The following is a 26,177-nucleotide window of genomic DNA, read 5'->3' as shown; positions in this document are numbered from 1 at the left end:
GAAATGAGATGTATTGTAATTTCATGATATGAAAAAATTGATTTTAGGAGTTATTATCACTTTGGTTGTCGTTTTGCTCGTTCGTTCTTGCTATGACAATGGAGAAGAGAAATCGATTCTTCAAGAAAACTCGATGCTTATTCAGCAACAGATAGAGAATGTGTCTAAGTTGATTGTCACCGAAGGTCATTTTGCAGAAGTATATAATTACAAAGATTCTAAAATGCTCTTCGGGCCTTTGATTTCAGCGCAAAAGAAGGCTCTTGTCGTAGTAAATGCCGATGTAACCGTAGCGTATGACTTAAGTCAGATTACTTTCGAAATTGATCAAGAACAAAAAGTCTTGCATATAAAGAGTATACCCGAGCCAGAGATAAAGGTCAACCCTGATTTTGAGTATTATGATGTTACCTCTGATTACTTGAATATGTTCGATGCTTCCGATTATAACAAAATCAAAAAGAACGTTACAGCATCATTGATGAAAAAAGTTGAGGCCTCATCTTTACGCAAAAATGCCCAAAACAGATTGCTCAGCGAACTGCAGAAGTTTTATATACTCACAAATTCTATGGGCTGGACATTGGCCTATGAAGATGAGGTTGTAGACCAGAACTTTACCGATTTAATTCTGAAGGATTGACCTCCTTATTGAATAAAAGCTTTTGCCCAAGTAATATATTGCTCCCAATCATAATCGGTGACATCATGCTTGCCGGTACGCACATGATAGGCCACGGTATGCTGTAAAGGTTGGTTGACTTCTGGTATCTGTTCGGTGGCGATACCTTCCTTTTCGTAAAGTTCATAAACCATAGAGGCATAATGCGCCGATAAAAATTCACCTTTCGGATCCGCCCAACGGTCATCAAAAGCACTGGCAACATATAAAGGCCTAGGCGCAATTAAGGCCAATAATTGGTGTTGGTCGACCGGTAAGGTTTTTTCGTTATCATTATACTTCAAAAAACTATCGGCAAACCAATGCGGAAAGGCGGTGTTGATTTTACCCACTGTTTCGCCAAATTTTCTTTTGCTGAGTGCCGCACCTCCACACCCTGAATTATTACTGATAACCCCCGCAAATCGCTTGTCGGTGGCACCTGCCCAAAGAGCCGCTTTGCCTAGGCGTGAATGACCAAAGACCACTACATTGGAGATATTACCATCGTTTTCAAGATAGTCCATAGCCTTGCTTAGGCCAAACGCCCAACCTGCAATACTACCCCATTCATTGGTCTTGGGCTTGGTTTGGTCTTCCGTATAAAAGAGTTCGTGAACACCATCCGAAAAATCGTTTTTATCGGGGTCAACCTCTCCATAATAAATCGTGGCCAGACCAAAACCGTTATCCAACATTTTTTCAATGGCCCATCGGTGTTGGCGCACCCCTCTTGACCCTTCGGTCGCTTTGTTGTCTTTTATACCGAAAGATTCATTATTAGGTACCCATGCCTTCGTTAAAGGTACTTTTGGGTCAGAAGTAACGGTATGGTTACCATAAAAATTGTATCCTAGAAATACGGGGGCTGTTGGGTTTCCTTTCGGTAGGTATATGAGCATATTGTAGGTAATGCTCTTTTTATTCTTTTTAAGGCTTATGGCCACCTGTTTTCTGCGAGCCTTGCCACCGTAGGCATCGTTGCTTTCTTCAATTAGCTTAAAACTGTATTCATCTAAACGCCCGGGCACCTTTCCATATACTTGTCTTTCGAAGAATTGAAATATTTCGAATCTTCTATCAGCTTCCCATTGAACATGGTCTGAAATATTATTTCCGCTAAAAGTTACCAATGCATCTGGCAAGGTAAATTTAGGAACCTTGGTTTCATCATAATTAGCTTCAGATTGGGCAAAACTCATTGCGGAAAAAAGTAAGATGGTAGCAATAATGCGAATATTCATAATTTAATAAGGGTAAGGTTGGTACAGGTAATTGGCATCTATATTTTTTGGGTCTTAAATTTTTTGTCGACCAATTCAAGGCCATCATCTATTAGATGACCTAATTTAGGTCTGTTTTGTTTTACACTTTCTAAATGGTGGGCTATATCTTTTGCGAAATCGGTGTCACCATTGGTTTTGGCCAGCTCGTATAATTCTACCGAAAGTAGCCAGTCTTCGGGATAATTTTCTTTGATAACATCAAAAACCTTATGTCTTGAAATGGTCCGATTTTTTCCTTCGCGAAAGTGCCTGACTTCTTCGTAAAATTTTTCAAGTTGCGTTTGCTCAGGGCTTTCGGTCTTTTTTGCCGGGGTAGCCGACAACGTGTGACTGGTTAGGTCGAAACTATTCAAATCGGCAATACCATGATATGCCGCAACTACTTTTTGACCTACCGCCATACTGTAAAGCTCATCATTCGATTGAAAGAGAACCTTGTCTTGATGTTTAACAACACAATTTTTAAAGGTAACTAGAATGATTTCACCTTGTAAGTTTCGGGTTCCTGTAATGATTTCCCCAGATATTTTAATATGGCCTTCAAATTCTAAAGTTACATTCTGACCCTCATATATATTGTAGGCTTTTAAATCTCGAGGCCCCATATCTTCAATGGCGATGTTTATGCCTTTTAATTTTCCTAAAGGAGAACCAAAACCATTGTAATGACGATGGGTGCTATGGCCAACAAGTTCCTTTTCACGAAAGGCTAGGGCGGTTTTTCCCTCTGTCTGCACATAAACCGGTTTCCCGTTGTGCTCAATGACAGATTGAAAATTGCCCGATATTTGAAGACCGGTACTTAACTCGATAGTGCCTAGTTCTTTTGAGGCGATAAGCTTCTTAATACCGCTTAAGCCTCCAGTTCGTAAAGCCATCGTATTGGCAAAATCTTCAAGAACCTGGCTTAGGAAAGCAAAATCAGGAGTTACGAAGAGTTGAGGTTGGGGTTGGGTAATGTCAAACGATGTGTAGGCCGCTTCAATCGAATAAGGTACTTTTTTTACATTTTCGGTCATACACCATGCGCTCTCTCCTATAGAGGATAGAAGCCCTGCCCCATAAATTTTTGGGTCATCGATGGTGCCTATGAGTCCGTATTCAACCGTCCACCAATGCAGGTTGCGTATGAGGGCCATTTCACTGGGCTCACCCATGTTTTGTTGTAAATCTTCTATTCGTTTTTCAGCTAGGGCAATTTCTTCTTCGGGAGTTCCTTTGGCTTCCTTGATTATAGAAAGGTGTCTTACCGCTTCATAAAGCTCGAAGTCTTTACCGCTTGAAATGGCCTTGCAACCTATTTCGCCAAACCTTCTGAGGTATTCTGAATATTCTGGGTTAGCTATAATGGGGGCGTGGCCTGCTCCCTCATGAATGATGTCGGGAGCGGGGGTATATTCGATATGTTCCAATTGGCGAATGTCGGAAGCGATGACCAGCACATTATAGGCCTGAAATTCCATGAACGCAGCCGGAGGAATAAAACCATCCACGGCAACTGCGGCCCACCCAATTTCTTTCAAAATGCGGTTCATGCCGTACATATTTGGAATATTCTCAATGGAAATACCTGTTTTCTTCAATCCTTGGAGATAACTATCATGAGCCACTTTGCTCAAATAGTCAACATTCTTTCTCATGACATAGCGCCACACGGCTTGGTCAATGGCCGAATAATGCTCATAGTCTTGGGGTTTAATGTATTGCCTAAGATGTTGAGGTAGTTTGTCAAGAACAGGATTGCTTTCGTACGACATGGCAAAACGACTTTCTACAAAGTTACAAAATGAAGAATTAGTGCTTTAAAAAATGATATTTACTGATATACAATTGCAAAAAAATGCCCTCGAATTTCGAGGGCATTTCAATTGAATAAAACTCCAAAATATTATCTAGCTGCAACAGTATTAGGTGGGTATTGCATCAATATTTCAGCTACAAACTCTCTGATTCGAGCTTCTTTCTTCTCGATATTGGCAATGTTGCCCAAGTTTCCTACACCTTTGCCTTGCCAGACCAATTCTTTAGTGTTGGAATCTATAAGGTCGATGTATAAGGATCCTTCGGTACGGGTGCTTACGTTGTTGCCTCCCCAGCCAGGGCCCCAACCGGCACCCCAATAGTAAGGGCTCCAGCCCCATCCAAAGGCGCCTCCCCAGTAATTGTTATAAATGTCTACTTGTTCTTTTTCTTTGGTGAAAATGCTCACCAGAATATCCGGATTTTGAGATTTTACAAAACCGCGTTTTGACATTTCGTTTTCGATGGCGCGCAAAATTCTTTTTTTATCCAAATCAGAAATTTGGGCCTTATCGATGCCTGTTTTATAAAAAGCATAGGATTTATAAGTGTTGAAATCGGCCTCTCTATCGTAGTCTGATAAAACCTGTACCGAAGAACAGGAGCTGAAGAACAAAACGACCAACAAAGGAACCGCTAAAAATTTAATCTTTTTCATATCATTAAATATTTGGAGTTATGAGTATAATTCTAGCATAAAATTCACAAAAATCATGCCGAAGAGTTACTTCTAATTTCTGTAACCCTTCTTTTTTTCAAAGTCGTAAGGGCAATGCCTGCAACCACTTTCGCAACAATAACCACGTCGAAGAAGATACTTTTCGGTAAAAACTCGATAACCTTCTTCTGATAGGTAAAAGTCACCATCTTCTAAGGGAATAATTTTTTTCATTTCTCTTAAGCTATAAAATCATTTTTCAATAGCGCCGTCAAAAATAGCTGTTATAAGATATTTAAGAAGATACATAATTTTATACGTACACATCAAATTTAAAATGAAAAGTGGGCCTTTCATCTGTATTTAAGTTGCTTTTAACGGAGATGTGCAATGCCATGCGTTACATTTGTGTTATCGAAAAGAGCAATGCGGTTACAATTAACTTGTTAAGTCTCCGTTTTAACATTCGATTATGATCTTAGTCTTTAAACATTTTTTCTATAAGAATTATGTAGGTCTTTCACTTTGGCCTTTCATTTTTCTTAAGCATAATGGCTTAAGGGAAGACTTAGTTCTCATCAACCACGAGCGCATTCATTTACGACAGCAGCAAGAATTACTCATAGTATTTTTCTACCTTTTTTATATTACTGAATGGCTTTTTAGAACTATTGCCTATCTTGATAGCTACAAGGCTTACCAGAATATAAGCTTTGAGCGTGAAGCTTATGAGAACGAGAAAAACTTGAACTATATTTCAGAGAGAAAAGCGTTCAGTTTTATTAAATATCTTTGGGTGTCGCAAATACACCCTGAGTGAAAGCTCGAAACCAAGAAATAAAACTTCCATTTTTAGAACAAAAAGAGATTTCCTTATTTATTAAAAGGGAAGATGAACTGCATCCTCGAATCTCGGGCAATAAGTACAGAAAATTAAAGTACAATCTTATTGAAGCCCAAAAATCAGGGTATTCGAATTTACTCACCTTTGGTGGTGCCTTTTCCAACCACATTGCAGCTACAGCCTATGCAGGAAAGCAGCACGGCCTTCAAACTATTGGGGTAATAAGGGGGGAAGAACTTCTGGCCAAATGGCATTTAAATCCGACCCTTGCATTCGCTCACGAGAACGGAATGCACTTCAAATTCATATCTAGAGCAAGTTATAGAAGCAAGGAGAATCTGGAATTGCTCAAGGTTCTTAAAGGTGAATTCGGGGCTTTCTACCACCTTCCTGAAGGAGGCACTAACGCCCTTGCCATAAAAGGGTGCGAAGAAATATTGAGCGAAAATGATAAAGATTTCGATTATGTGTCTGTTGCCGTTGGTACGGGCGGAACAATAAGTGGCATTATTAATGCTTCTATTCAAAAGCAGACGGTTCTTGGGTTTCCTGCATTGAAGGGTGATTTTTTGAAAGAAGATATTTGTAAATTTGCCGAGAAAGAAAATTGGCAACTGATTCTAGATTACCATTTTGGGGGCTATGCCAAGGTGAATACCCATTTGATTGAATTCATTAATGACTTCAAAAAAAATACAGGTATTCCTTTAGACCCTATCTATACCGGAAAGATGATGTACGGACTTTTGGATATGGTAAAAAAAGGGAAATTCAAAAAGGGAACAAAAATTTTGGCCATACATACCGGTGGTCTACAAGGCATTTTAGGTATGAACGAGAACTTGAAAAAGAAAAACCTTCCATTGATATGCGTGTAACACGTAGATTGCTTTTACTGGCCTTATTGGGCATTATTTTTATTGGATGTAAAACAAAGCGAACGGTATCTGGCAACAGCGATAGAGGTCGTTATAAAAGTCCGCCAAAAGTTGCCGAGGTTAAGAAAGAGGAGAAGAAAAAAGATGATGGACTTTACGTTATGCCAGAGGATACAGGTAAATTCATTCTCTTTCAAATAGATTCGCCGGAAGAATACATCAAAACATTTTCTGAGATAGCCCAAATGGAAATGAAAGCCTATGGTATACCCGCCAGTATTACCCTTGCCCAAGGTTTGCTGGAAAGCGGCTTCGGAAAAGGTGAACTCGCCAAGAAAACCAATAACCATTTCGGAATCAAGTGCCATACTGGTTGGCAGGGCGATTACGATTTTCATGATGATGATGAAAAAGGGGAATGCTTTCGAAAATATAACCATCCCATGTATTCTTATCGAGACCACAGTATTTTTCTGAAAAACCGTTCCCGCTATGCATTTCTCTTCGATTATCCTATCGACGATTATAAAAGATGGGCCAAAGGTCTGCGACAAGCCGGTTACGCGACCGATAAGAGATATCCTCAAAAATTAATCGCCCTTATAGAGCGTCATCAACTGCATAGATATGACGTAGATGTAGTGGGTGAGGGGTATGGTAAACAGCGTGCCGATGCGGTTATCGCAAAAGCAGAAACTGATTTTCATGTCGTACAACCTGGCGATACACTTTACTCACTTTCAAAGCGATATGCCGTAACTGTCGATGAGCTTATGCGTTGGAACTACATGTACGATACCAATTTGTCGGTAGGTCAAAAGCTTACGGTAAAAACTGATAATTACAATAAATAGTAAATCTTTTTCTGTAAAGGTTTTATCAATTTCTATTCAAAAAACAATTCATGATTTATAAAAGAAGTAGTGCCCTTTTTGCAGAGGCCCAACAATACATACCAGGCGGAGTGAATTCTCCCGTGAGAGCATTTAAAGCTGTTGGTGGAGACCCGATTTTTGTAAAGGAAGCAAAAGGAGCCTATCTCTACGATGAAGATGGCAATAAATTAATCGATTATATCGCTTCATGGGGGCCGCTAATTCTGGGGCATGCCTATGAACCTGTGATCAAGGCCGTAATTGATAAGGCAAAAAAGGGTACCTCATTCGGTATGCCCACCGAAATTGAGACCGATTTGGCCAAGTTGGCCGTCTCCATGGTGCCGAATATCGACAAAATAAGGTTTGTTAATAGTGGTACCGAGGCGTGTATGAGTGCCGTGCGATTGGCGAGAGGTTATACCGGTAAGGATAAAATAATCAAGTTTGCCGGTTGTTACCACGGCCATTCCGATTCTTTTTTGATTCAAGCAGGTAGTGGCGCGGTTACTTTTGGTAGCCCGAATAGCCCTGGGGTCACCCAAGGTACCGCAAAAGACACACTATTGGCAAAGTATAATGATTTAGCTGATGTTCAAGGTTTGGTAAATGCGAACAAAGGTGAGATAGCCGCTATCATTATTGAACCGGTTGCCGGTAATATGGGTTGTATCATTCCGACCAAAGAATTTATGACTGGCCTAAAAAAGCTGTGTGCCGATCAGGGAATACTTTTAATTTTCGATGAAGTAATGACCGGTTTTAGGTTGGGAAAAGGAGGAGCTCAAGAAGCATTGGCTATAGATGCCGATATTCTTTGTTTTGGAAAGGTCATTGGTGGAGGATTACCGGTGGGGGCATTCGCTGCAAGAGCCGAAATAATGTCGCATTTGGCCCCCGAAGGCCTTGTCTATCAAGCTGGTACATTAAGTGGAAACCCATTGGCCATGGCAGCAGGATTGGCCATGTTGACCGAACTTAACGACCGACCGGAAGTTTTTGAAAGTCTTGCAAATAAAACGGAATATTTGCACAAAGGGTTTGATACGGTTTTGCAAGAAAAGGGAATCCCCTATCAAATTAACCGTTTTGGAAGTATGATTTCCGTGCATTTTACTGAGGAACCAGTGATAGATTTTGAGTCTTCGGCAAAAGGCAATAACAATTCATTTAAAAAGTACTTTCACGGTATGCTTCAGCAGGGCATTTACTTGCCGCCAAGTGCTTTTGAAAGTTATTTCTTGAACGATGCCTTAAGCTATGAAGATTTGGATAAGACCATAGAGGCGGCTTCAAAAGTTGAGCTGAATTAGGGTGCGATTTTTAAATAATCCATAACTGCTTCATTGCCTTGAAGGGCATTTGCCGGCATTGGGTTTTCATCGGTAAAGACTTTTAATTTTTCTATAGGAAGTATGGTGACAAAATCTTCTTGATAACCATCATCATAAGGCACGTTGCCCATACTCAAACCTAGATGGTGCCCGAAAAAGTTGTAAGCGGCCGCTCGTTTAGAATAGCCATAATCATGCTTTTCTAATGGAAGATGCACATTTTCAGCTTTGTGCTCTGCATCGTACAGAGCATATACTTTCTGAATATAGGGGAACTCGACACGAGGAGTATTGCGGGTCCAGTCCGCTCCATCTGAAACAACCAATAGGGGGCGGGGCGCGCACAATGCGGCTATTTCTACATTGCTGGTTTGGAGTTCTTTGGTTTTATGAATGGGCATGCCACTTTCACAGACGCAGCCGCCAAAGAAATGTGCCGATACCTGAACAACTGGAGCCGAAACCTTAATGCGTTCATCAATGGCGGTAAGAACAAATGTTTGGGTTCCCCCGCCAGACCCTCCTGTCATTCCAATACGCTCTGGGTCGATATCAAGTCTAGAAAGCAAATAATCCAATACCCTTTTACTGTTATAGGTTTGTAAAAGTAGGGCAATCGGCATTTTATGCTCTACTTGGTGGCTTTCTCCATAACCAACCATATCATAAGCAAAAACAATGGCTCCCATCCGGGCAAGAACCGCTGCTCTTTTTTGTATATAGTGTGTAAATCTCTTATCGGCCAAGTGGCCATGCGGAGAAAGAATACCGGCATATTTGTTTTTTTCGATAACAGGGCGATAGAGATTGCCCGTTATATAAAACCCTGGAAAGCTTTCAATGGCCACGTTTTCAACCGTGTAACCGTCCATCTCTTTTTTGTCGCGTATAATAACATTTAAGTTACTTTCGGTCTGTGGCATTTTGGCCCACTGCAAACCTTCCAATATGCCCTCTTTTATTTTAGAAGCCCTAGACTCCCATGTGTTAAGGTCGTTCCATTCCTTGGCGAAATCTTTCAGCATTAGGTTGCCCTCGTCCTCGGTCCAGTAACGCCCCACGCAAAGCATGTTTTCTTGTGCGTTAAGAGAGGCAAAAAAGCTAAATAAGAACAAAAAAGTAATTTGAATTGAGCGCATAACTTGTTTTTAGTCAATTAAGGTATTGCTAACGAAGGCGATATGTTTTCCGTCGGGTGACCAACTAGGAACGTTTATGGTGCCTTGCCCGCCGTATAAATAGGCTACCACCTTAATGGGGCCGCCGTTAATCGGCATTGTTCTCAAATAAACCTGTTTGTAAAATGGATGGTCAGCAGCCGGTACTTCCGGTAAGTACGATATGAATACCATAGATTTCCCGTCTGGGGATATATGCGGAAACCAGTTTTGAAGAGAGTCGTTGGTCAATTGCTCCTGTTCGGTTCCATCAGGACGCATCCGCCAAATTTCCATAGAACCTGTACGTGCAGAATTGAAGTAAATGTATTTTCCATCGGGTGTATATTCCGATCCATCGTCCAAGGTAGGTTGGTCGGTAAGCTTGATTTCCTTTCCTTTTCCATCAGAAGCTATTTTATAAATGTCGTAGACCCCATTTCTACCTCCGGTATAGGTTAACCATTTTCCATCGGGAGACCAGCCATGCAAATAACTAGGGCCTGTAGGGGTAATTCTTTTAGGCACACCCCCAGCAACGGGTACGGTATAAACGAGCGATCCATATTCTTCTTCACCACTGGCGCTACTTATGCCCAGCATTTTACCGCCAAAGGAAAGTACGTGATCGTTGTTATTGTTTTTTACGAAATCGGTAGGCAATTGAGATACTTTATTGGAGTTCAAATCATAATTAAAAAGGAGCCCCTCGCTATTGAAGATAAGAGTTTCTCCATCTGGGGTCCAATTTGGGGCTTGAATCGAATTATCAACGGTGTACAGTATTTTTCGATTACCCGTATCTATAGACATACGCTCTAAATGGCTGCCTAAATATTCCTGATAGGGTACCAGTTCTGCAGGGGCTGGCAATACAATACGGGTGTTTTTGAACTCGGCCTTTTCTTTAACATCGGCATTATGGGCGCACACAAAAAGTCCGGTCAATAGTTCTTCGGGAAATTCAAAATGAGGTACTTCTACAGACCAAAATAAATCACCGTATTTGGCAACGCTCAAAAAGAAGCTGCCGCCCCTTCTTTCTAGTTGAATTACATCGGGCGCTTTTATCGGAGCTATTACTTCCTCTATTTGCTCACCTTTTTTCTTTCGATATTGAATAGAGGTCAAACCATCGCCATGAACGGTTGCGCAAACCATGGGAGCATCGGTAGCGCTGTCCGTCCTTACCATCCACCCCAACTTTCTATGGGCATCAACACCTTCGCCGATGAACTTGGCATGAGTTCTCAGGATAAAGTTGCCCGTTGTTTTCTTGTGCGCAAAATGGAACTCGTCTTTATCGAACCAAATGTTGGCCCCAGAACCCGTAAGTTGGTAAGTCTGTGTTTCTGGGTCGTAAGTGGTAGTACCTTGATGTTTTACGTCTCCGATATCGGATTGTAGATTAAAAATACCCAAATCATTTTGGGCATGGGTGTTTGCTATAAAAGCCAAGAGAAGAACGAAAACAATAGTAGTACTTTTCATTTTGGTCAAGTTGGATTAATTAGAAGATTGTAAATTGAAAAACGAAACAACTAAAGATACTAAATGCCTATTAAGTTTCTACTTGCTAGGAAGTTATTAGTGCGGCTTTCAATTTATTTCTTTTCCAAGTATTCTCTTTATTCCAAAAATTGGTTCACAGGTACCAAATTCAGAAGCGGTGAATCTTTGACCAATTGACTGAGAATTTTACAATGACCTTGACCATAAATGACCAAGACTCTTTCATTCTGATGGGTAGTACTTACAGTTCTTATGTTTTCAAAAATCTTAAGATTCGAAGTGTACCAACCACCTACCACCTCTGCGCCTATCTGTAATGAATCGTTGCCAATTTGACAGAGCAATTGATAGCCTAGATGATTTTGATTTATAGCTTCTGGTGTATTGATGTATGTAATCGCCTTAACTAAACCTGAGCTATTGGCGATACTATCATAGTCAGACGCCAGCCCTTGCGCATTTGCGTAAATGGTATTGACCAATTCTTCTTGTCCGTTAGTTTTTGCAAAGGTGATGGCTTTTTCAAAATCAAAATTTACTTGGCTATAAACCAGGTATAACTTTTCATGACCGAGCTCTTTGGCCAACCTAAAGGCAATTTGGTCTGTTTCTTCATCGCTAAGCTGATATTCTCCTTTGAGGTAAGATTGATAGGCCTCGTTCAGTTCTATATTTGATTTGTACGGTCTTTCGACAGCAATTTTCGTCGGGCGAAATTTTTTAAGTCTTTGTACAAGATCTTTAATTTCTTTTTGGCTTTTCGGGTCTTGAACCGAGGTATATTTCTGGCTAACACTATTGTTTTTTGATACAAAGTGGAGTACACCCATAATGCAGACTTCCGATAACGACTGATTTTTGATGACATCCGATTCTACGGAAGCCTGTCCAGTTATTGCATTCTGAAAAAGCAGAAATGAAATTGAAAATAGCAATAGGTACTTCTTCATGATAACTAAATAGGCAAAGTTGAATTCGTTAAAACCTATCTAAATATACGCAACTTAGGCTACGGGCTGAAGAAGGATTCAGTTTAATAGCTTTCGGTAAGATTTTTTTGAAAATACCTCCTTCTAAGCCAAAAGGCAACCTTGACCAAAAGAATAAGAGCCGGTACCTCTACTAAGGGGCCGATAACCCCGGTAAATGCTTGGCCCGAATTGAGGCCGAAAACAGCGATAGCAACGGCAATCGCTAATTCAAAATTGTTTCCGGCGGCTGTAAAGGCTACTGATGTGGTCTTATCGTAATTAGCGCCAGATGCCTTAGTGACAAAAAAGCCGATGATAAACATTAGAATGAAATAGATGACCAAGGGTATGGCAATGATAACGACATCCATAGGAATTTCAACAATCAGTTCGCCTTTTAAAGAAAACATGATAACTATGGTAAACAGTAATGCATAAAGGGTAATGGGGGAAATTGCGGGAATGAATTTATTTGAATACCAATCTTCTCCTTTTAATCTAATGAAAAAGAACCTAGAAGCAATGCCCAATACAAACGGTATACCCAGATAAATCACCACACTTTCGGCTATAGTGGCAATCGAGATGTCAACAATGGCACCATCAAAACCAAAATAGGGTGGAAGTACAGTAATAAAAATATAGGCATAAAAACTATACGCGAATACTTGAAAAATACTGTTGAGAGCCACTAAGCCAGCACCGTATTCGCTACTACCTTCCGCCAAATCGTTCCATACCAATACCATGGCTATACATCTTGCCAAACCGATAAGGATAAGACCCACCATATATTCAGGGTAATCGGAAAGAAAGGTCAATGCCAGAACGAACATTAGAATACGGCCTACCACCCAATTAAGGATGAGGGATATCGAAAGTATTTTGATGTTTCTAAAGACTTTTGGTAATAGCGTATAATTCACTTTTGCCAAAGGAGGATACATCATTAAGATGAGACCGATAGCAATTGGAATATTGGTCGAACCTTTATTGAAAGCGTTTACAAAATCCGGAAAGTTTGGAAATCCGTGCCCAACTCCTACACCTAGGGCCATAGCAATAAAGATCCATAAGGTGAGGTTCCGATCAAGAAAGCCTAGTTTTTTACTTGCCATTTACTGCTGTATTTGAGAAAGCACATAATACATTTCAGAAGCTATCTGCTCGCTACGTTCTTTGTATTTCTCTGCTTGAAGTGGGGAATTATCAAATGCCTTCGGATCTTCAAAAGTGATGGGTATTCGTTTTTCGGCACCGGCAACAAAAGGGCAACCCTCATCAGCTTGTGAACAGGTCATGACGGCCGCGAAAGAATCTTTCGGATTAAAATCACTGTCCAGTCTTTTAGAAAAACCAATGATTGGGTGTTCGTTGTCGGCATACTTTATGCTGTAAATAGGATTTTCGGTTTTTGAAATCGTTTCAATTTCAAAACCAGCATTGATCAAGGTCTTAATGACCATCGGAAAAACTGCGGTACTTTCAGTTCCTCCGGAATAGCAGATAATATTGTTCAAACCAAAATGATATGCTAAGGTCTGCATCCATATTTGAGAAAGATGGCTTCTTCTTGAATTATGGGTGCATATAAAATTGATGCGAACTGGTTTTTTCTGTTCTACCTGCCCTTGAATATAGTCAATCAAAGGTTGCAGTATCAGTTTTCTGTCTTCTGAAATAGTTAGGTTTTTCAGCGTAGAGACTTGCTCGGAAAGGGTTTTTAGTAACGACATAAATCTAATTTTCGGTTATGGTGTTAGCAACAGCCGCCACCTGGGGTGCAAGAATTACCGGTTTGTAGCTCTGAAAAGTTTAACTTGGGTTTCTTCTCAGGTATTCCACAGTTTTCTTTAGCCAAACAGTCGGTTTGTTTTGATGTTAGTAGAAAATTACTACCATCAAATTCGAGAGCGAATTTTTCTATAGTTCGGCCTTGGTATTCTACTTCGATTTCAAGGTCACCAATGCCCAATTTTTCTTCTGAGAGTTCAATAATATGAGTGAGTTTCTCTGGGTGCAAGCGGTGATTATAATCATCGGCATTCCATAATTGAAAATTTACGACTACCTCATTTCTTACCGTTCCTCCACAATCAATAAAGTGTTTAGTGATTTTGCCCACCTCTGTTACGTGAAAATGACTGGGTACCAATTCTCCGTTAGGCAATAGAAAAGCTATTTGGTCAAGGCTTTTTAAGTGCTTCTTTATTTCTGAGAGCTTCATATTTTATTTGTTTATTGCGATTTTACGATTAAATGATTCAAATTTTTTTAACAGCAGTCTGATTGTAAGGTTATATCTTGATTCAAAAATTGTAACATTGTGTTCTTCATTTCAGACCAGTTTTGTTTGTCGATACAATAGCACACGCTTGTACCTTCAACATTACCCTTGATCAAACCTAAATTTTTAAGTTCTTTCAAATGTTGGGAAATCGTGGGTTGAGCCAAGCCAATTTCTTCTACTAGGTCACCACAAATGCAGGTGTCCAGTTTAAAAAGTTGTTGCAATATGGCAACACGAGCAGGATGCCCAAATACTTTGGCGAATAAGGCTATTTGATTTTGTTCGTCAGTGAATATTTCTGTTTTAGCTAGTCCCATTATTTAATTTGTATATTGCAATATTACGATTAAATGAAATGGAAAGAAAATTATTTTAGAAAATTTATTTTAAAACCTTTGTGCTTTGATTTCACTCTTTGAGAAGTAGCTGTAAAAAATTGAGGTCGAGCCATTTATCAAATTTATACCCGACCTGCTTGAAAATGCCGACTTCTTTAAAACCAAACTTTTTGTGAAAAGCCACGCTGGCTTCATTAGAGGCGTCAACTCCTGCCAGCATTGTATGGTATCCTTCTTGTTTGGCTCTCTTAATCAATTCAGACATTAAAACCTTACCGACCCCTTTGCCTTGAGAATCTTTGTGTACATAAATAGAATGTTCTACGCTAAATTGATAGGCCGCCCAGGGCCTGAAGGTGCCATAAGAGCCAAAACCGATGATACCACTTTCGTCTTCGGCAACTAGTACAGGAAAGTTTGATTTCTTTTTATCCTTGAACCATTCTAATTGTTGATTCAAAGTTCTAGGTTCATAATGGTAAAGTGCCGTAGTATTCAAAATCTCAAAATTTATAATTTCAAGAATTGACCGTATATCTTTCTCTTGGGCATCTCTTATCTGCATGTAATCAATTTAAAATGGCTTATTTTCTGAAGACTCACATAACCTAGGCTCAAGGTAAATTATATTTTTCAAAGTCTATCTGAAGTTTTTCAAAAGAAAAACCGACTGCCAAAAGTTGGCAGCCGGTTTTTGTATTAATGGCCTGGTTCCCAAATTAATCTAAGAAAAGAACTAAAACGTTCATTTTCGCGGCTTACCGGTACGCCAACAACAATACCGACCATTAGGTGGTCGGCAATGCCCACGCGCATTTGTGGTCTCATGGTCATATCAAAATCTTTCTCGTCAAAGCTTTTGTTAAATTCGATACCAATAAAATTTCTAGTTCCACTGATCATGTAATGCACATTGGTGTTCACTTCAAAGGTAGTGTGTACGATACCTGAACTAAGGGAGTGCTCTAATTTCGGGCCGGTATAGACCAATGAATGAAAATTGGAGCCCCAACGTTTAGCCATAACCAAGAACGGATTATAAACATTGGCGTTTATTAATGGATTTCCAAAATTTTCAAAATCGGAGAGTTCAAATTCATTGATGTAGCCTATGGCCATTGATAGGGCTTTTGCTTCGTTGACAAGAAAAGTCCATTGGGCTGCCACCTTTAGACTGTTCAATCTGTTGGCAGGTACTTCTAATCGTTCGGTTCCGTTCAATCTCGAATAAAAAGTGAAGGGTAACTCAACCTCTAGACCAAGTCGGTCAATAGGTGCCCATTCATATTCTACAAGAGCCTCATAAGAATCAAATTTAAGGTTGTCGGTAAGGCCGAGACCAATATTCCATTCTTTCTCTCCCTTCCTTGCCCCTAAATCCCTTATTAAATCGATGTAAAGAGGTTCGGCATGCAACACCTTCGCAGGTGGATTTTTTGCCGATTCAATTTCATTTATATATAAGCTGTCTTTCGTAGAATTTTCAATTTGGGCATGTATAGTATAGCTCAATGGCAGCAATAAAGTCGCCATCAATATTAGTTTAATATTCATGTTTAATCTTTTAAGTAAAAAATAGTATGTTGGCCCATTCGGTACGAACAGGCGTTTAATAGGGCCTAGAAAAGATTAAACTTCGGGCGGAGGGGATTCTACTTTGAAAAAATCTTGCGGAAAAAGTTTTTTAGTCGATTTGAGAATGATTTTATGCCTAAGTGAAATATGAAGCAAGGTCTTGGAGGTAGATTGAACGAAAAACTTGACCTTCAGCTGCGCATTCGACTCTGAATTATGGTCGTCACTGTCGTTATCATCATATTCTTCAAAGGCATTCTCGAAACCCAATAATTGTTCGACTACAATCTCGACAATACTTTCTTGGTCATTGATGGAAAGGTTTTCAGGAATATGATTTGGATGCGGGTCTGCCGCATCAATACTAATGTTAAGAAGGTATAGGCCCATGATGGCCCACAAGAACTTAACTAAACCATTATTTCTTAACCTTGAGAGCATCAACAATATTCAAGTTCGACGGTAAGAGTATTATTTGCTAGCTTTTTTAAAACGCATCATGGCGATGTCGCCTTGGATCAATTCTAATTTACCTTCTTCTGTAAAACGGTATGAATCAATCTGCTTTATAGTATTTAAGAAGACTTTTTCCCCTTCGCCACAGTACATCATGGTTGTTGGGCCAGGCGCTCCAAATTTCAAAGATTTACCATCTATGCTGAAATCTGCTGAATAGCCATTGCAACTGTTGGTTCCACTTGCTTTTCCTTCTTCCTTATCGAAAGTTATTTGCGGTTTCTTATCAGGATAAAGCCCTTCAAATGCAATTCTAGGTCCTGTTATATATTCCAATTCCCAGGCCGAAGCGTACAACTGTTCAGACGCTATTTGCTTTTGCGGCCCGCAGGAACTTACCATAATCATAGAACAAGCAATCAATAATCGATATAGTGATTTCATATATTTTTTTTAATCTCTTTTTTGAAGTAGCCACCTACCAACATTCAAGAGTAGTGCAAAAATAGTTAAAGTGACCGCTACAATTATGGTCACATTCAGAAGAACTCTGGTATAGCCCAAATTATCAACATTTAGAAACGGGTAAGGGTAAAAATTGGTAAAACGACCGCGTATTAGGGTATAAACAAGAAATATGATAGGATACCAGAGCCAAGACAGAAGCGCTTTGATCACCAAATCTTTTTTCTCTACAAAGAGAATCCAGTAGACCAAGACAAATAAAGGATTGATGGTGTGTAAAAGCTCATCGACCAATTGTTGCAACCCGGTCGGTTCCCAAATGGAACGCAATACCGTTTGATACACCAGACCTACAATTAAAATAAATGATGTAATGGCTGTCAAAGCGCCTGGTGACCATAAAAAAAGGAAAGGTTTCTTCTTAAAACCGGTCAATCTTACAGTGAAGAAGATGGTTGCCAGTAAATTTGTAAGTATGGTAAAATAACTGAAAAATCGAATGATAGACTCTAAAACCTCGGCTTGCCTGTTCTGTATCATTAAAAGGAATTGCGCAATTATGGCAAACCACCCCAGAAGCAATCCTAAAATATCTGCTCTTTTTTGCATTAGCCGTTATTTCTCCAGTGCACACTAAAATTAAGAGTTCAATTGATTTTGACAACTTTTAATTAATTGTTTTAGCTGAACGGTATGCATTTTATAGAAATAGTACTGAAACTAACTCGGCTTAGTAACCGGATATAAAAAAACCGCCTAAGTCGGCGGTAGTTGATAATGTGGTCTATCTTTTAGAATGGCGTTCTTTTCGGTCTCCTATTCGCTTCTTCATTCTTTTGCCTTTATGTTGCATCATTTTTTCCCACCTTTGGTATTGCTCAGCAGAAAGAATATTTTTCATCTCTGCCTTATGGGCAATCATCTTATCAAGACGTTCGTTTTGCATGGCGTATCTTTCTTCTGCAGTGGGTTTTTTAGATTCGCCTGATTCTCTGGCCGCTTTGCGTTCTTCCATCTTAGCCTTTCTTGATTGGGCCTGTTCCAAGTTGATAGCTTTTATTTTGGACTGTTGTTTTTCATCCAAATCAAGCGCCAAGGTCATTCTTTTGGTTTGAAGGGTCGCCATCTGTTCTGGGGTAAGGTCTTTGAAAGTATCTCGATGTGAGTTTTCGCCTCTTTGAGCTATAGCGCTCAAGCCCATGAAGCACATTACAATTAAAATTGCTCTTTTCATTAGTCTAATTTTTAAAGTTAACGATGATAAGACATTGCAAAACTCCGTAGGTTTAATCATTCAACTCTTTTTATTACTTGTTTAACAGGCTTTAAGAAATTTTGGGTACAAAAAAAGGGTGTGAAAATCACACCCTTGAATAAGTAGGTCGTTCTTGCTATATGTCTTAATCTACCACTTCGGCATTTGAGACTTGTTCTATATCGGCTGAAGCCATTTGGGTAGCTTCAGGTGCCTGTTCGGCATTGGTTTCGTTATAATAAATTATAGATGCTAAGATAAAGGCGGCTAAGTACAGGGAACTTTTTAATCTTTCAGACATGGGATGTGTTTTTTAATTCTGGTACTAAATTAGGCAAAACAAGAGCGCAAAAATTTGAGTTGTTGCGTAGGGGGTGGTTTGTGTTGTCAAATACCTTGAAAATGTGGTTAGGGTATTTCCTACATCGATGAGATAGGTATTTCATCGATATTTTACAATTTTAAGTAGGGTTGTTTGTGGTATAATTGAAAAAGCTACCTGTGAAGTTTGTTCACAGGTAGCTTTGTTTTTAATCAATTTAGTAAAGAATCTATTCGGGGTTCAGAATCAAATCTATTCTTCGCTCAACATCTTGTAAATGATATTTGCTCATACTATCGCCCGTTCTGTTGATAGCACTTTTGGCCATTCGTTGCAGATAGGCCAGTTCGGCCCTGGCGATGGAACGAATATCAGACTGACTGGTGTTGACAATGGTAGATTTTTGATATCCTCCGAAATCAGGTTGCTTGCCCTGGTTTTCAGCAGTCATTAAATAGGCTAGCCTATCAACATAGGCCTTTTGTAAATTTCGTCTATATGTATCAATAGTCTTTCCATTTCTTAATTCTGACCAAATACTGGATCGTAAATCGCTCATTAGGGTTATAAGGTCATAGGCCTCGGCACCATTTGCCGTTTCATTTTCTATTATCCTTTGTATTTTACCCAAACTAAGAATGGTATTCAAGGTGCGCACTTGCATCGTACGAACGTCGTTTAAATAGCCCGAATATTGTACTTTGTTAAAAATGTTTTGGTCGAGTAGCCACGTTGGGGTTTTGAAAAGTTCTTTATTGAGAAAAGCAATACAATTGGCTTGGTGTTCTTTACTGACGGGCGTGTAGACCGCTCCGTCTTGATCATATGTTTTGTGGTGTTCATAGACCCCGCCAATATTGTTGGATACATGACCCATGTATCGATTGAATTGGGCAATTACTTGGCCGTAAAGTTTGTCAAGGTCTTCATAGGTTTTACCTTCTTCTTTTGTCCATGTGATAAGATTAGGAACAATTCTTTTCAAATTTTCAATTCCGTAGGCGCTAGCCTTAATGGCATCATCACCCAAGTCTTCAGTTTGTGAGCTAGGGTCAACGATATCGCCCACTTGTTGATGTCCGAACCGATAAAGAGGGTCGCCGGCATGCGCTAATATCCATTGATCCAAAATTTTATTTTCTTCTTCTTTCGTTTTGTCAAGAATCGGCCTATAGCCCCATTTAATGGCATATTTGTCATAAATACCAATATCGGGCATGAGGGCAACATCGCCATCTTCTGGCTGCGCTATGTAATTGAAACGGGCATAATCCATAATAGAAGGAGCCGTTCCATATTTTTTTGTAAAAGAAGGGGAGCGAAGTGAGTCTACCGGGTAGGCAACACTACTACCCATGTTATGGGGCAGACCTAAGGTGTGACCCACTTCATGAGCCGATACAAATCGTATCAACCGACCCATGATTTCATCTTTAAAGGCGACACTTCTCGCATTATCATTTATGGCCGCAGTTTGCACGAAGTACCAATTACGAAGCAGGGTCATTACATTATGGTACCAATTAATGTCCGACTCCAAAATTTCGCCACTGCGCGGGTCACTTACGTGTGGGCCGTTGGCATTTGGAATCGGTGATGCCAGATAGCGCACCACGGAATATCTTACATCTTCTGGAGACCATTCGGGATCCTCTTCGGTAGATGGAGGGTCTTTGGCAATAATCGCATTTTTGAAACCGGCTTCTTCAAATGCTTTTTGCCAATCTTCAATACCTTGCTTGATAAAAGGAACCCATTTTTTTGGCGTCGCCCTGTCTACATAGTAAACGATTTGCTTTTTGGGCTCTACCAGTTCGCCCTGCTTGAATTTTTCCAAGTCTTCTTCTTTTACCTCTAAACGCCACCGGTCTAAAAAGGTTACGGTTTTACTTTCTTGAACGTCTAGACCATAATCGGTCTGTCCGCTAGTGAACCAACCTACACGTTCATCAAAATACCTTCTTCTCATCGGTTTTTCAGGTAGAAGAATCATCGAATTGTTAATCTCGATCGAGATGGAACCCAAACTTCCATTGCTGGGCGGCTCTTTTGCCAAATAAGTTTTGACGTGACGGGCCTCAACGTTGAGAGGGTAGCTCTTAATTGTTTCAATGTAGCTTCTCGGTTCATCTAAGCGGGAAACTTTATAATTTTCTCGGTAGCCATCGGGCATTCCAATGGCCGGAACATCCTTTTCAAGAAATTCATTGACCTGTATGACCGTAGCAGGGTTGGCCGAATCTTTCTTTATTGCCTTAATGTCGAAAGCGAATAGTACGGGTTCAAAGTTAGAATTGACCACTGCCTCATGAATGGGCAATGAGTCGGCGGCATAAATATTATGGCTAACTACTCGCAACAGTACTTTTTTAGGCTTTTTCTCCCACCTTAAGACCTGCGTATTTATTTTACCTCCGCCAAAACCGATGCCCGTTGCTGTTTTTGAAATTCGGCTGACCATCAACATTTCTTTATTGAAAAGGGAGTCGGGTATTTCGTAGAAGTGTTCGTCTTTTACAACGTGTATGTTAAAGAGCCCTTGGTCGGTGACGGCGTCTTTAGTAATCACCTTATCGTAAGGTTTTATTTTCTCGTCTTTATCCTCTTCTTTTTTTTCAGACTTGTCTGACTTCTTCTTAAAAATTTGAGCTTCTAGCGGTGCGGCAGAAAGGGCCGTAATTAACAATAGAAAGGCGGTGATACTTTTTCTTAGCATGTAAATAAAGAGTTTGGTCAATATTATTGAGTAGTAGCGTCAAATAACCGAAAAAATAATTTAAGTCTTTGTTAACTAAATCATAAGCTCAACATTTCAGTATTCTGATATTTGAGGTAGATTATTTCCGTTTTAAGCGACGAGTTTTGTAACATTTTGTTTGAAAATGAGTCTTGTAGATAGATAATTATCATTTTAATTATTTGGATTAGTCGGGGATAAAGCCATCGCAAAGCGGTGGCTTTATTTATTAAGGACCTGATGAAAACTTAAAAATATCGATAAATGACTGCTAAACAATAACTTGTTTTCTAAAAACGTTGAAAATTCTTAAAAAAAGTGAAATAAAAATAGAGAACTATTTATGCGGAAAGCTTAAAAACTTCAAGGACAAAATATGATGTTCGCTATATACACGCTATTATTTTAACAAATTCACTTTTAGGCAGATTCTAGCCGGATTACCCAAAAACGGATAGTGCAATAAAGGGAAACTGAGGCGTTATATAAACTCATACAACAAACCTACAATGTTATGAACAGCAAGAAATTAAAAATAAGTCTGTTAATGGGTATTAGTTTGGTAAGTGCAGCATTTGCCAACAACCCGGTTAGTGAGAGAGATGAATTAGTAATCAGCTCTGTCGATTATATTGAAGAAGATACCGATTTTGAATTGGGCTTTGATACTGCCGAATATTTGCCAGAAGATTTTAATCCTTATAAAATGTATGTTGATTTGAAATCGGTTGTTTATATAGAAGAGGAAGAGGCCTTGAAGTTGAATACTAAAAAGTACTTACCAAAAAAGTTTGATGCCTATGCATTTCCTTCAAATGTCTTTGATTTCAACTACATCGACGCGAATGATGAAATAAGTTTAAATTTTGACACCCAAGAACATCTACCGGAGGGTTTTAATCCGTATATAAAGAGATAATTCGCCTCCTTATTTGAATAAGCTATTAAACCCCTGCCCGAAAAGGCAGGGGTTTTCTTTTTTGGAAGTCAAAATACCAACGGTAGCACAAACTGAAACATAATCACAAGAATAGAAATAGCGATAAGGTTCAACACCACCCCCACACGGGCCATTTCGCTTACTTTTACATAGCCGCTTGCAAATACAATGGCATTCGGCGGTGTCGCCATGGGCAGCATAAAAGCGCAGCTACTTGCAATGGTAACCGGAATGAGCAAATAAAGAATAGGAAGGTCTAAACCTATGGCAATACCTGCAACCACAGGCGCTAGTACGGCGATAAGGGCTACATTGCTCATGAGCTCTGTCATAAAAAGCATAAGGGTTATCAAAAGTACAGCGGTCAAGAAGATGCTTATATCGCTTTCACCAATGGCCGCTGACACCATATCAACAATACCGCTTACCGACATTCCTTTTGCAAGGGCCAAGCCACCACCGAACAAGATTAGAATACCCCATGCCAGTTTTGAAGTATCTTTCCACTCGATGATAAAATCCCCTTTTTTAAGATTATAGGGAATAGAGAACATGGCGATGGCCGCAGTAATGCTGATCATGGTATCATTCAGTTTTAAAACAGGAAATATACCATTAATGACGGTTCTGAAAATCCATAGAAAAACGGTTACCCCAAAGATGCCGAGTACCATCTTTTCTTTTCCGCTCATCGGTCCCAATTTTCTCAATTCTTGATCAATAACTTCCCTTGAAGCAGTGAATTTGAGTTGTTTGTTGGGATACATCCATTTGACCAATACCAAATAACTGATCCAAATCATCAGCGCTGAAAACGGTACGCCTATAATCATCCATTTTAGAAAAGAGATTTCAATGTTGTACTCGTTTTCAAGAAGCCCGATCATGACCGAATTGGGTGGTGTTCCAATAACGGTCGCCACTCCACCGGCATTGGCTGAAAAAGCAATACCCAGCATAACGCTCAAGGCGAAGTTTCTGTCATCTTTGGTAAATCCATCTTCATCATTCACTAAAAGACCGATTACCGACATGGCTATGGGTAGCATCACGACCGTCGTGGCGGTGTTACTGATCCACATACTTAGAGAAGCGGTGGCAATCATAAAACCAAGAACCACTTTGTTAGGCGTAGTACCAGTAATTCTTATGATATTTAGGGCGATTCGTTTATGAAGATTAACTTTCTCAAGGGCCAAAGCGAGTACGAAGCCACCAAAAAATAGAAAGATGATGGGGCTTCCGTAGTTGGCGCCTACATCATCGATTTCCATGATTTTTAGAATCGGGAAAAACAGTAGGGGCAACAGGGCGGTGACTGAAATGCTTACGGCTTCGGTAATCCACCAAGTAACCATCCAAACGGCAACGGCGATTACCATGTCTCCGTTTTCAGAAATCATTTCAAACGGAAGGCCTAAAATGATGAAAAATAGGATGGGCCCAGTAAAAAGCCCTATTCTTTTGCTTAAGTCCATAGTTGGTTGTTAATGCCCCTAAGCTATGTTTTTTCTTTTGCTTTTAAAAGCTTGATTTTTAATAGATGATAGAATCTGAGGGAATTGTAGGTAACTGGTAATTACCGTATTCTAAAACAAGTCGTCCGTCATTTAAACTTTTAGGTCCGTTCTGGTCAACTTCTGTCTTATACAGGTATACCCTTTCTAAATTCTTAAAAGAAGAAAACAACTGTACATCTCGATTGAAATTACTGCCTGTAAGGTTAATTGAGCGGAGGTGATTAAGCACATTCAATTGGTCAATTTGCGAACCCGTAATTTTTGTGTCGTCTAGCTTTAAAATTGATAGATTCGGAAGTTGTGCCAATTGAGTAAAAATGGCGTCGCTCACTTCGGTACCGCCCAAGTCAAGTTGCGCAATCTGTTGTTTTATGGAAAGTAATCGCTCAAAATCAGAATCTTTAAAAGTGGGCTTGTTAATACAGGAAACACTTAAAAAGTGGGTCGATTCACTGATAGGGTCCACATAAATTCCATAATCTTCAATCTTTTGAATGCTGTCTTTTGAAGCTTCGGCAATTTCCATTTCTGGGTGTCCCGTGTATGTTTTTGTTGGAAAGAAGGAGGTGAATAAGTCTTTTTTAAGTTTATTTTCTTTGACCGTACCTTTCATGGGGTGCCCGACATCCATCCAAGCTGCAATAAGTTTAATTTCTTCTTTGGTAGGCTGCTTTTTCCCTTCCGGTGGCATATGGCCATCATCATCCATAGGTAGCACCATACGGTTGTAAAGTTCACTTTCATCGCTATGCATGGCCAGTACATCACCGCTTTCACCCCCCTTTAGAATACCTTCCTTTGAATGCAATAATAGTTCTCCTTTTGTTTTTTTAGGATTATGGCAACTAACGCATTTACTATTTAAAATAGGTTGTATGACATCTTCATACACAAGCGCCTCTTCCCAATTATCTTCGGTAAGAACCAGTTCTTTTTCTTCGATGACTTCATAACCCAATAACGATTTCACCGAGTTGGGTAGAGGCCCAATCAAATAATCTTCGCCATGGGTAATGTTACCACCTTGGTGCCCCGTAAAGGAAATCAATAGAAAAGCCACGATACCCAAGATTGACAAAGGTGCTTTTGCCATAAAACCGGAAAAATTCTTGGGCGCTAATCTGAGGTGCATGACAAAACAGAAAAGAGCCGTTACTATTCCCGACCATAAATGCCATTTAACTGAATCAAAAGAATAACCTTCGCCTTGATATTGTAAATAGCCTGTTATACATGCCAAAACGGCTGTTACGCCAGCCCAAAAATAGATGAGAGAAAGAAGCTTTGACCACTCTTTTTGTTTGCGGTCGTACCATTGCAGCAGAAGGGCCAACATGATGAAGCCAATGGGCAAATGTACTATTAGAGGGTGTAGGCGACCGAGCAGTTGTTGTATCATTTCCATAAAGAAACTACTCTAGGTTTAATCGTTTTTTCAATGCTTGCATCATGTACACATTGGCCTGCCATTGGTCTGTTACGGGCAAATGTGAATAGGGCAGGGTGGGCATATAATCAGGTGGCCCAAATTCGGTGGTGACCGTAAAATAGTCTTGGTTCTGCCATTTTTTGCGTATAATTTCTTCCCAGATATTCAAATGTCTTTCTACCGCCTTTTTCCATTCTGGAGCCTGTGGGTCACTCACCTGTGGACCTTCGGCATGCCCTACCCGGGCATGAATATGATACGAACGGTCGATAATTTCTTTTAATTCTTCTTGCTGCGCTTCTAAAAGCGATTCGTGAACGACCATCCAATGACTAACATCTAAGTTTAGTTTTAAATCAGGAATTGCTTTCACGTATTTTTTGGTGTCTACAAGGTTGAAGCTGAACCTGCCCCGATGTGTTTCGTGATAGATAGGAATGTCATATTTTTTTGAGGCCTCATTGGCAGCCTTTATATAAGCACTGTTCTGTTCAAAAGTTAAAAAATCTCCACCGGTATGGCAGTTGATGTAGCTGGGTTTCCATGCCGCTATTTTTTCAAAATTATCGGTATAAGCTTTTAAACTTTCTTCAAAGAAAAGAGACTTGTTGGTGCCATTGAGAAAGCCTACCAACAAATCATGTTTTAGTAAAGCTGCCTTGAGTTCTTGAGCATCTTTTTCATTTGTCGGAAACCAGGTTTCCAACCCATCATAGCCTGCGGCTTTGGTCTTTTCACAAAAGGCATCCCAAGAAATGGAGCGCCCCCAATCGGTTTGAAAGAATAAGACTTTTTTCTTTTTTTGCGAAACTGAAGATGAGGTAATAAAAACCAGCAATAGTGCCAGTGCTAATTTCTTGAACATGTTTGGTCG

Annotated in this window: 28 protein-coding genes; 6 read left to right on the top strand and 22 right to left on the bottom strand. The window is 39.8% G+C overall.

The annotated features are described in order from the left end of the window. Nucleotides 1-28: 28 nt before the first annotated feature. On the top strand, nt 29-643 hold the full coding sequence (locus tag IL356_RS00235) for a DUF4230 domain-containing protein (protein ID WP_121847781.1): 615 nt from the start codon (nt 29-31) through the stop codon (nt 641-643). Between the two features lie 5 nt (nt 644-648). Here the strand turns inward: IL356_RS00235 and IL356_RS00230 are convergent, their stop codons facing one another. From IL356_RS00230 to IL356_RS00215, 4 genes are all read right to left on the bottom strand, one after another. Then, a complete protein-coding gene (locus IL356_RS00230; RefSeq protein WP_225621352.1) occupies nt 649-1,905 on the bottom strand; it encodes a glucuronyl esterase domain-containing protein in 1,257 nt (418 codons plus the stop codon). Between the two features lie 38 nt (nt 1,906-1,943). After that, complete coding sequence (locus tag IL356_RS00225; protein ID WP_121847782.1) at nt 1,944-3,704, bottom strand: aromatic amino acid hydroxylase; 1,761 nt, start codon at nt 3,702-3,704, stop codon at nt 1,944-1,946. Between the two features lie 131 nt (nt 3,705-3,835). After that, nucleotides 3,836-4,405, bottom strand: a complete 570-nt coding sequence (locus IL356_RS00220; protein ID WP_121847783.1) for a DUF4136 domain-containing protein — start codon at nt 4,403-4,405, stop codon at nt 3,836-3,838. Between the two features lie 72 nt (nt 4,406-4,477). Next, the gene (locus IL356_RS00215; protein ID WP_162987812.1) at nt 4,478-4,639 is read right to left on the bottom strand and encodes a DUF5522 domain-containing protein; all 162 of its coding nucleotides are present in this window, start codon (nt 4,637-4,639) and stop codon (nt 4,478-4,480) included. 238 nt (nt 4,640-4,877) lie between these two features. Here IL356_RS00215 and IL356_RS00210 point away from each other — a divergent pair, with 238 nt between their 5' ends. Genes IL356_RS00210 through hemL form a run of 4 tightly spaced genes read left to right on the top strand, consistent with a single transcriptional unit; the run spans nt 4,878 to nt 8,315 of the window. Then, a complete protein-coding gene (locus tag IL356_RS00210; RefSeq protein ID WP_121847784.1) occupies nt 4,878-5,225 on the top strand; it encodes a hypothetical protein in 348 nt (115 codons plus the stop codon). Continuing rightward, on the top strand, nt 5,222-6,127 hold the full coding sequence (locus IL356_RS00205; protein WP_121847785.1) for a 1-aminocyclopropane-1-carboxylate deaminase/D-cysteine desulfhydrase: 906 nt from the start codon (nt 5,222-5,224) through the stop codon (nt 6,125-6,127). The genes IL356_RS00210 and IL356_RS00205 overlap by 4 nt, the downstream gene beginning before the upstream one ends. After that, the gene (locus IL356_RS00200; RefSeq protein ID WP_121847786.1) at nt 6,118-6,981 is read left to right on the top strand and encodes a glucosaminidase domain-containing protein; all 864 of its coding nucleotides are present in this window, start codon (nt 6,118-6,120) and stop codon (nt 6,979-6,981) included. Before IL356_RS00205 ends, IL356_RS00200 begins: the two co-directional genes overlap by 10 nt. Nucleotides 6,982-7,031: 50 nt before the next feature. Continuing rightward, nucleotides 7,032-8,315, top strand: a complete 1,284-nt coding sequence (gene hemL, locus IL356_RS00195) for a glutamate-1-semialdehyde 2,1-aminomutase (protein WP_121847787.1) — start codon at nt 7,032-7,034, stop codon at nt 8,313-8,315. On the opposite strand, the gene IL356_RS00190 is transcribed toward hemL, so the two are convergent. The 15 genes from IL356_RS00190 to IL356_RS00120 all read right to left on the bottom strand — a co-directional run bounded on the left by IL356_RS00190 (nt 8,312) and on the right by IL356_RS00120 (nt 21,393). Continuing rightward, nucleotides 8,312-9,475, bottom strand: a complete 1,164-nt coding sequence (locus tag IL356_RS00190; protein WP_121847788.1) for an alpha/beta hydrolase — start codon at nt 9,473-9,475, stop codon at nt 8,312-8,314. The two genes, hemL and IL356_RS00190, sit on opposite strands and share 4 nt — an antisense overlap. Before the next feature lie 9 nt (nt 9,476-9,484). Continuing rightward, nucleotides 9,485-10,984, bottom strand: coding sequence for a TolB family protein (locus tag IL356_RS00185; RefSeq protein WP_121847789.1), 1,500 nt, complete (start codon nt 10,982-10,984; stop codon nt 9,485-9,487). Nucleotides 10,985-11,121: 137 nt separating this feature from the next. Further along, the gene (locus tag IL356_RS00180) at nt 11,122-11,955 is read right to left on the bottom strand and encodes a DUF5694 domain-containing protein (protein ID WP_121847790.1); all 834 of its coding nucleotides are present in this window, start codon (nt 11,953-11,955) and stop codon (nt 11,122-11,124) included. Between the two features lie 83 nt (nt 11,956-12,038). Next, the gene (arsB, locus tag IL356_RS00175) at nt 12,039-13,094 is read right to left on the bottom strand and encodes an ACR3 family arsenite efflux transporter (protein WP_121847791.1); all 1,056 of its coding nucleotides are present in this window, start codon (nt 13,092-13,094) and stop codon (nt 12,039-12,041) included. Further along, nucleotides 13,095-13,712 carry an arsenate-mycothiol transferase ArsC gene (locus tag IL356_RS00170; protein ID WP_121847792.1) on the bottom strand — a complete coding sequence of 206 codons (618 nt, stop codon included), beginning with the start codon at nt 13,710-13,712 and terminating at the stop codon, nt 13,095-13,097. 23 nt (nt 13,713-13,735) lie between these two features. Beyond that, nucleotides 13,736-14,203 carry a DUF6428 family protein gene (locus IL356_RS00165; protein ID WP_121847793.1) on the bottom strand — a complete coding sequence of 156 codons (468 nt, stop codon included), beginning with the start codon at nt 14,201-14,203 and terminating at the stop codon, nt 13,736-13,738. Between the two features lie 47 nt (nt 14,204-14,250). Further along, a complete protein-coding gene (locus IL356_RS00160) occupies nt 14,251-14,583 on the bottom strand; it encodes an ArsR/SmtB family transcription factor (protein ID WP_121847794.1) in 333 nt (110 codons plus the stop codon). A 91-nt stretch (nt 14,584-14,674) separates the two neighbouring features. After that, nucleotides 14,675-15,169 carry a GNAT family N-acetyltransferase gene (locus IL356_RS00155; RefSeq protein ID WP_192466522.1) on the bottom strand — a complete coding sequence of 165 codons (495 nt, stop codon included), beginning with the start codon at nt 15,167-15,169 and terminating at the stop codon, nt 14,675-14,677. A gap of 134 nt (nt 15,170-15,303) precedes the next feature. Continuing rightward, entirely contained in the window at nt 15,304-16,158 is an 855-nt protein-coding gene (locus tag IL356_RS00150) for an HAEPLYID family protein (RefSeq protein WP_121847796.1), read from the bottom strand. Between the two features lie 75 nt (nt 16,159-16,233). Then, nucleotides 16,234-16,620, bottom strand: coding sequence for a hypothetical protein (locus IL356_RS00145; RefSeq protein ID WP_192466521.1), 387 nt, complete (start codon nt 16,618-16,620; stop codon nt 16,234-16,236). Between the two features lie 30 nt (nt 16,621-16,650). Continuing rightward, nucleotides 16,651-17,079: an META domain-containing protein gene (locus IL356_RS00140; protein ID WP_121847797.1), complete on the bottom strand. Its 429-nt coding sequence runs from the start codon at nt 17,077-17,079 to the stop codon at nt 16,651-16,653. A 9-nt stretch (nt 17,080-17,088) separates the two neighbouring features. Further along, the gene (locus IL356_RS00135; protein WP_121847798.1) at nt 17,089-17,709 is read right to left on the bottom strand and encodes a Pr6Pr family membrane protein; all 621 of its coding nucleotides are present in this window, start codon (nt 17,707-17,709) and stop codon (nt 17,089-17,091) included. Nucleotides 17,710-17,884: 175 nt separating this feature from the next. Further along, nucleotides 17,885-18,334: a Spy/CpxP family protein refolding chaperone gene (locus tag IL356_RS00130; RefSeq protein WP_121847799.1), complete on the bottom strand. Its 450-nt coding sequence runs from the start codon at nt 18,332-18,334 to the stop codon at nt 17,885-17,887. Between the two features lie 166 nt (nt 18,335-18,500). Further along, complete coding sequence (locus IL356_RS00125) at nt 18,501-18,656, bottom strand: hypothetical protein (RefSeq protein WP_162987813.1); 156 nt, start codon at nt 18,654-18,656, stop codon at nt 18,501-18,503. A gap of 250 nt (nt 18,657-18,906) precedes the next feature. After that, nucleotides 18,907-21,393 carry a zinc-dependent metalloprotease gene (locus IL356_RS00120; protein ID WP_121847800.1) on the bottom strand — a complete coding sequence of 829 codons (2,487 nt, stop codon included), beginning with the start codon at nt 21,391-21,393 and terminating at the stop codon, nt 18,907-18,909. A gap of 535 nt (nt 21,394-21,928) precedes the next feature. On the opposite strand from IL356_RS00120, the gene IL356_RS00115 reads away from it, so the two are divergent. After that, entirely contained in the window at nt 21,929-22,333 is a 405-nt protein-coding gene (locus IL356_RS00115; RefSeq protein ID WP_162987814.1) for a hypothetical protein, read from the top strand. A 68-nt stretch (nt 22,334-22,401) separates the two neighbouring features. Here the strand turns inward: IL356_RS00115 and IL356_RS00110 are convergent, their stop codons facing one another. From IL356_RS00110 to IL356_RS00100, 3 genes are read right to left on the bottom strand one after another with little or no spacing between them, the layout of a single operon-like run. Next, nucleotides 22,402-23,832 (bottom strand): SLC13 family permease, encoded by a 1,431-nt coding sequence (locus tag IL356_RS00110; RefSeq protein WP_121847802.1) that lies wholly within the window; start codon nt 23,830-23,832, stop codon nt 22,402-22,404. A gap of 58 nt (nt 23,833-23,890) precedes the next feature. Beyond that, complete coding sequence (locus tag IL356_RS00105; protein WP_121847803.1) at nt 23,891-25,279, bottom strand: c-type cytochrome domain-containing protein; 1,389 nt, start codon at nt 25,277-25,279, stop codon at nt 23,891-23,893. 7 nt (nt 25,280-25,286) lie between these two features. Beyond that, nucleotides 25,287-26,168, bottom strand: a complete 882-nt coding sequence (locus IL356_RS00100; protein ID WP_121847804.1) for a sugar phosphate isomerase/epimerase family protein — start codon at nt 26,166-26,168, stop codon at nt 25,287-25,289. Between the last annotated feature and the right edge of the window lie 9 nt (nt 26,169-26,177).

It is taken from the genome of Euzebyella marina (assembly GCF_014855515.1).
In the GTDB taxonomy this organism is placed as follows: Bacteria; Bacteroidota; Bacteroidia; order Flavobacteriales; family Flavobacteriaceae; genus Euzebyella; species Euzebyella marina.
The sequence above is the reverse complement of the archived record's forward strand: the minus strand, read 5'-3'. Positions and strand labels throughout refer to the sequence as shown.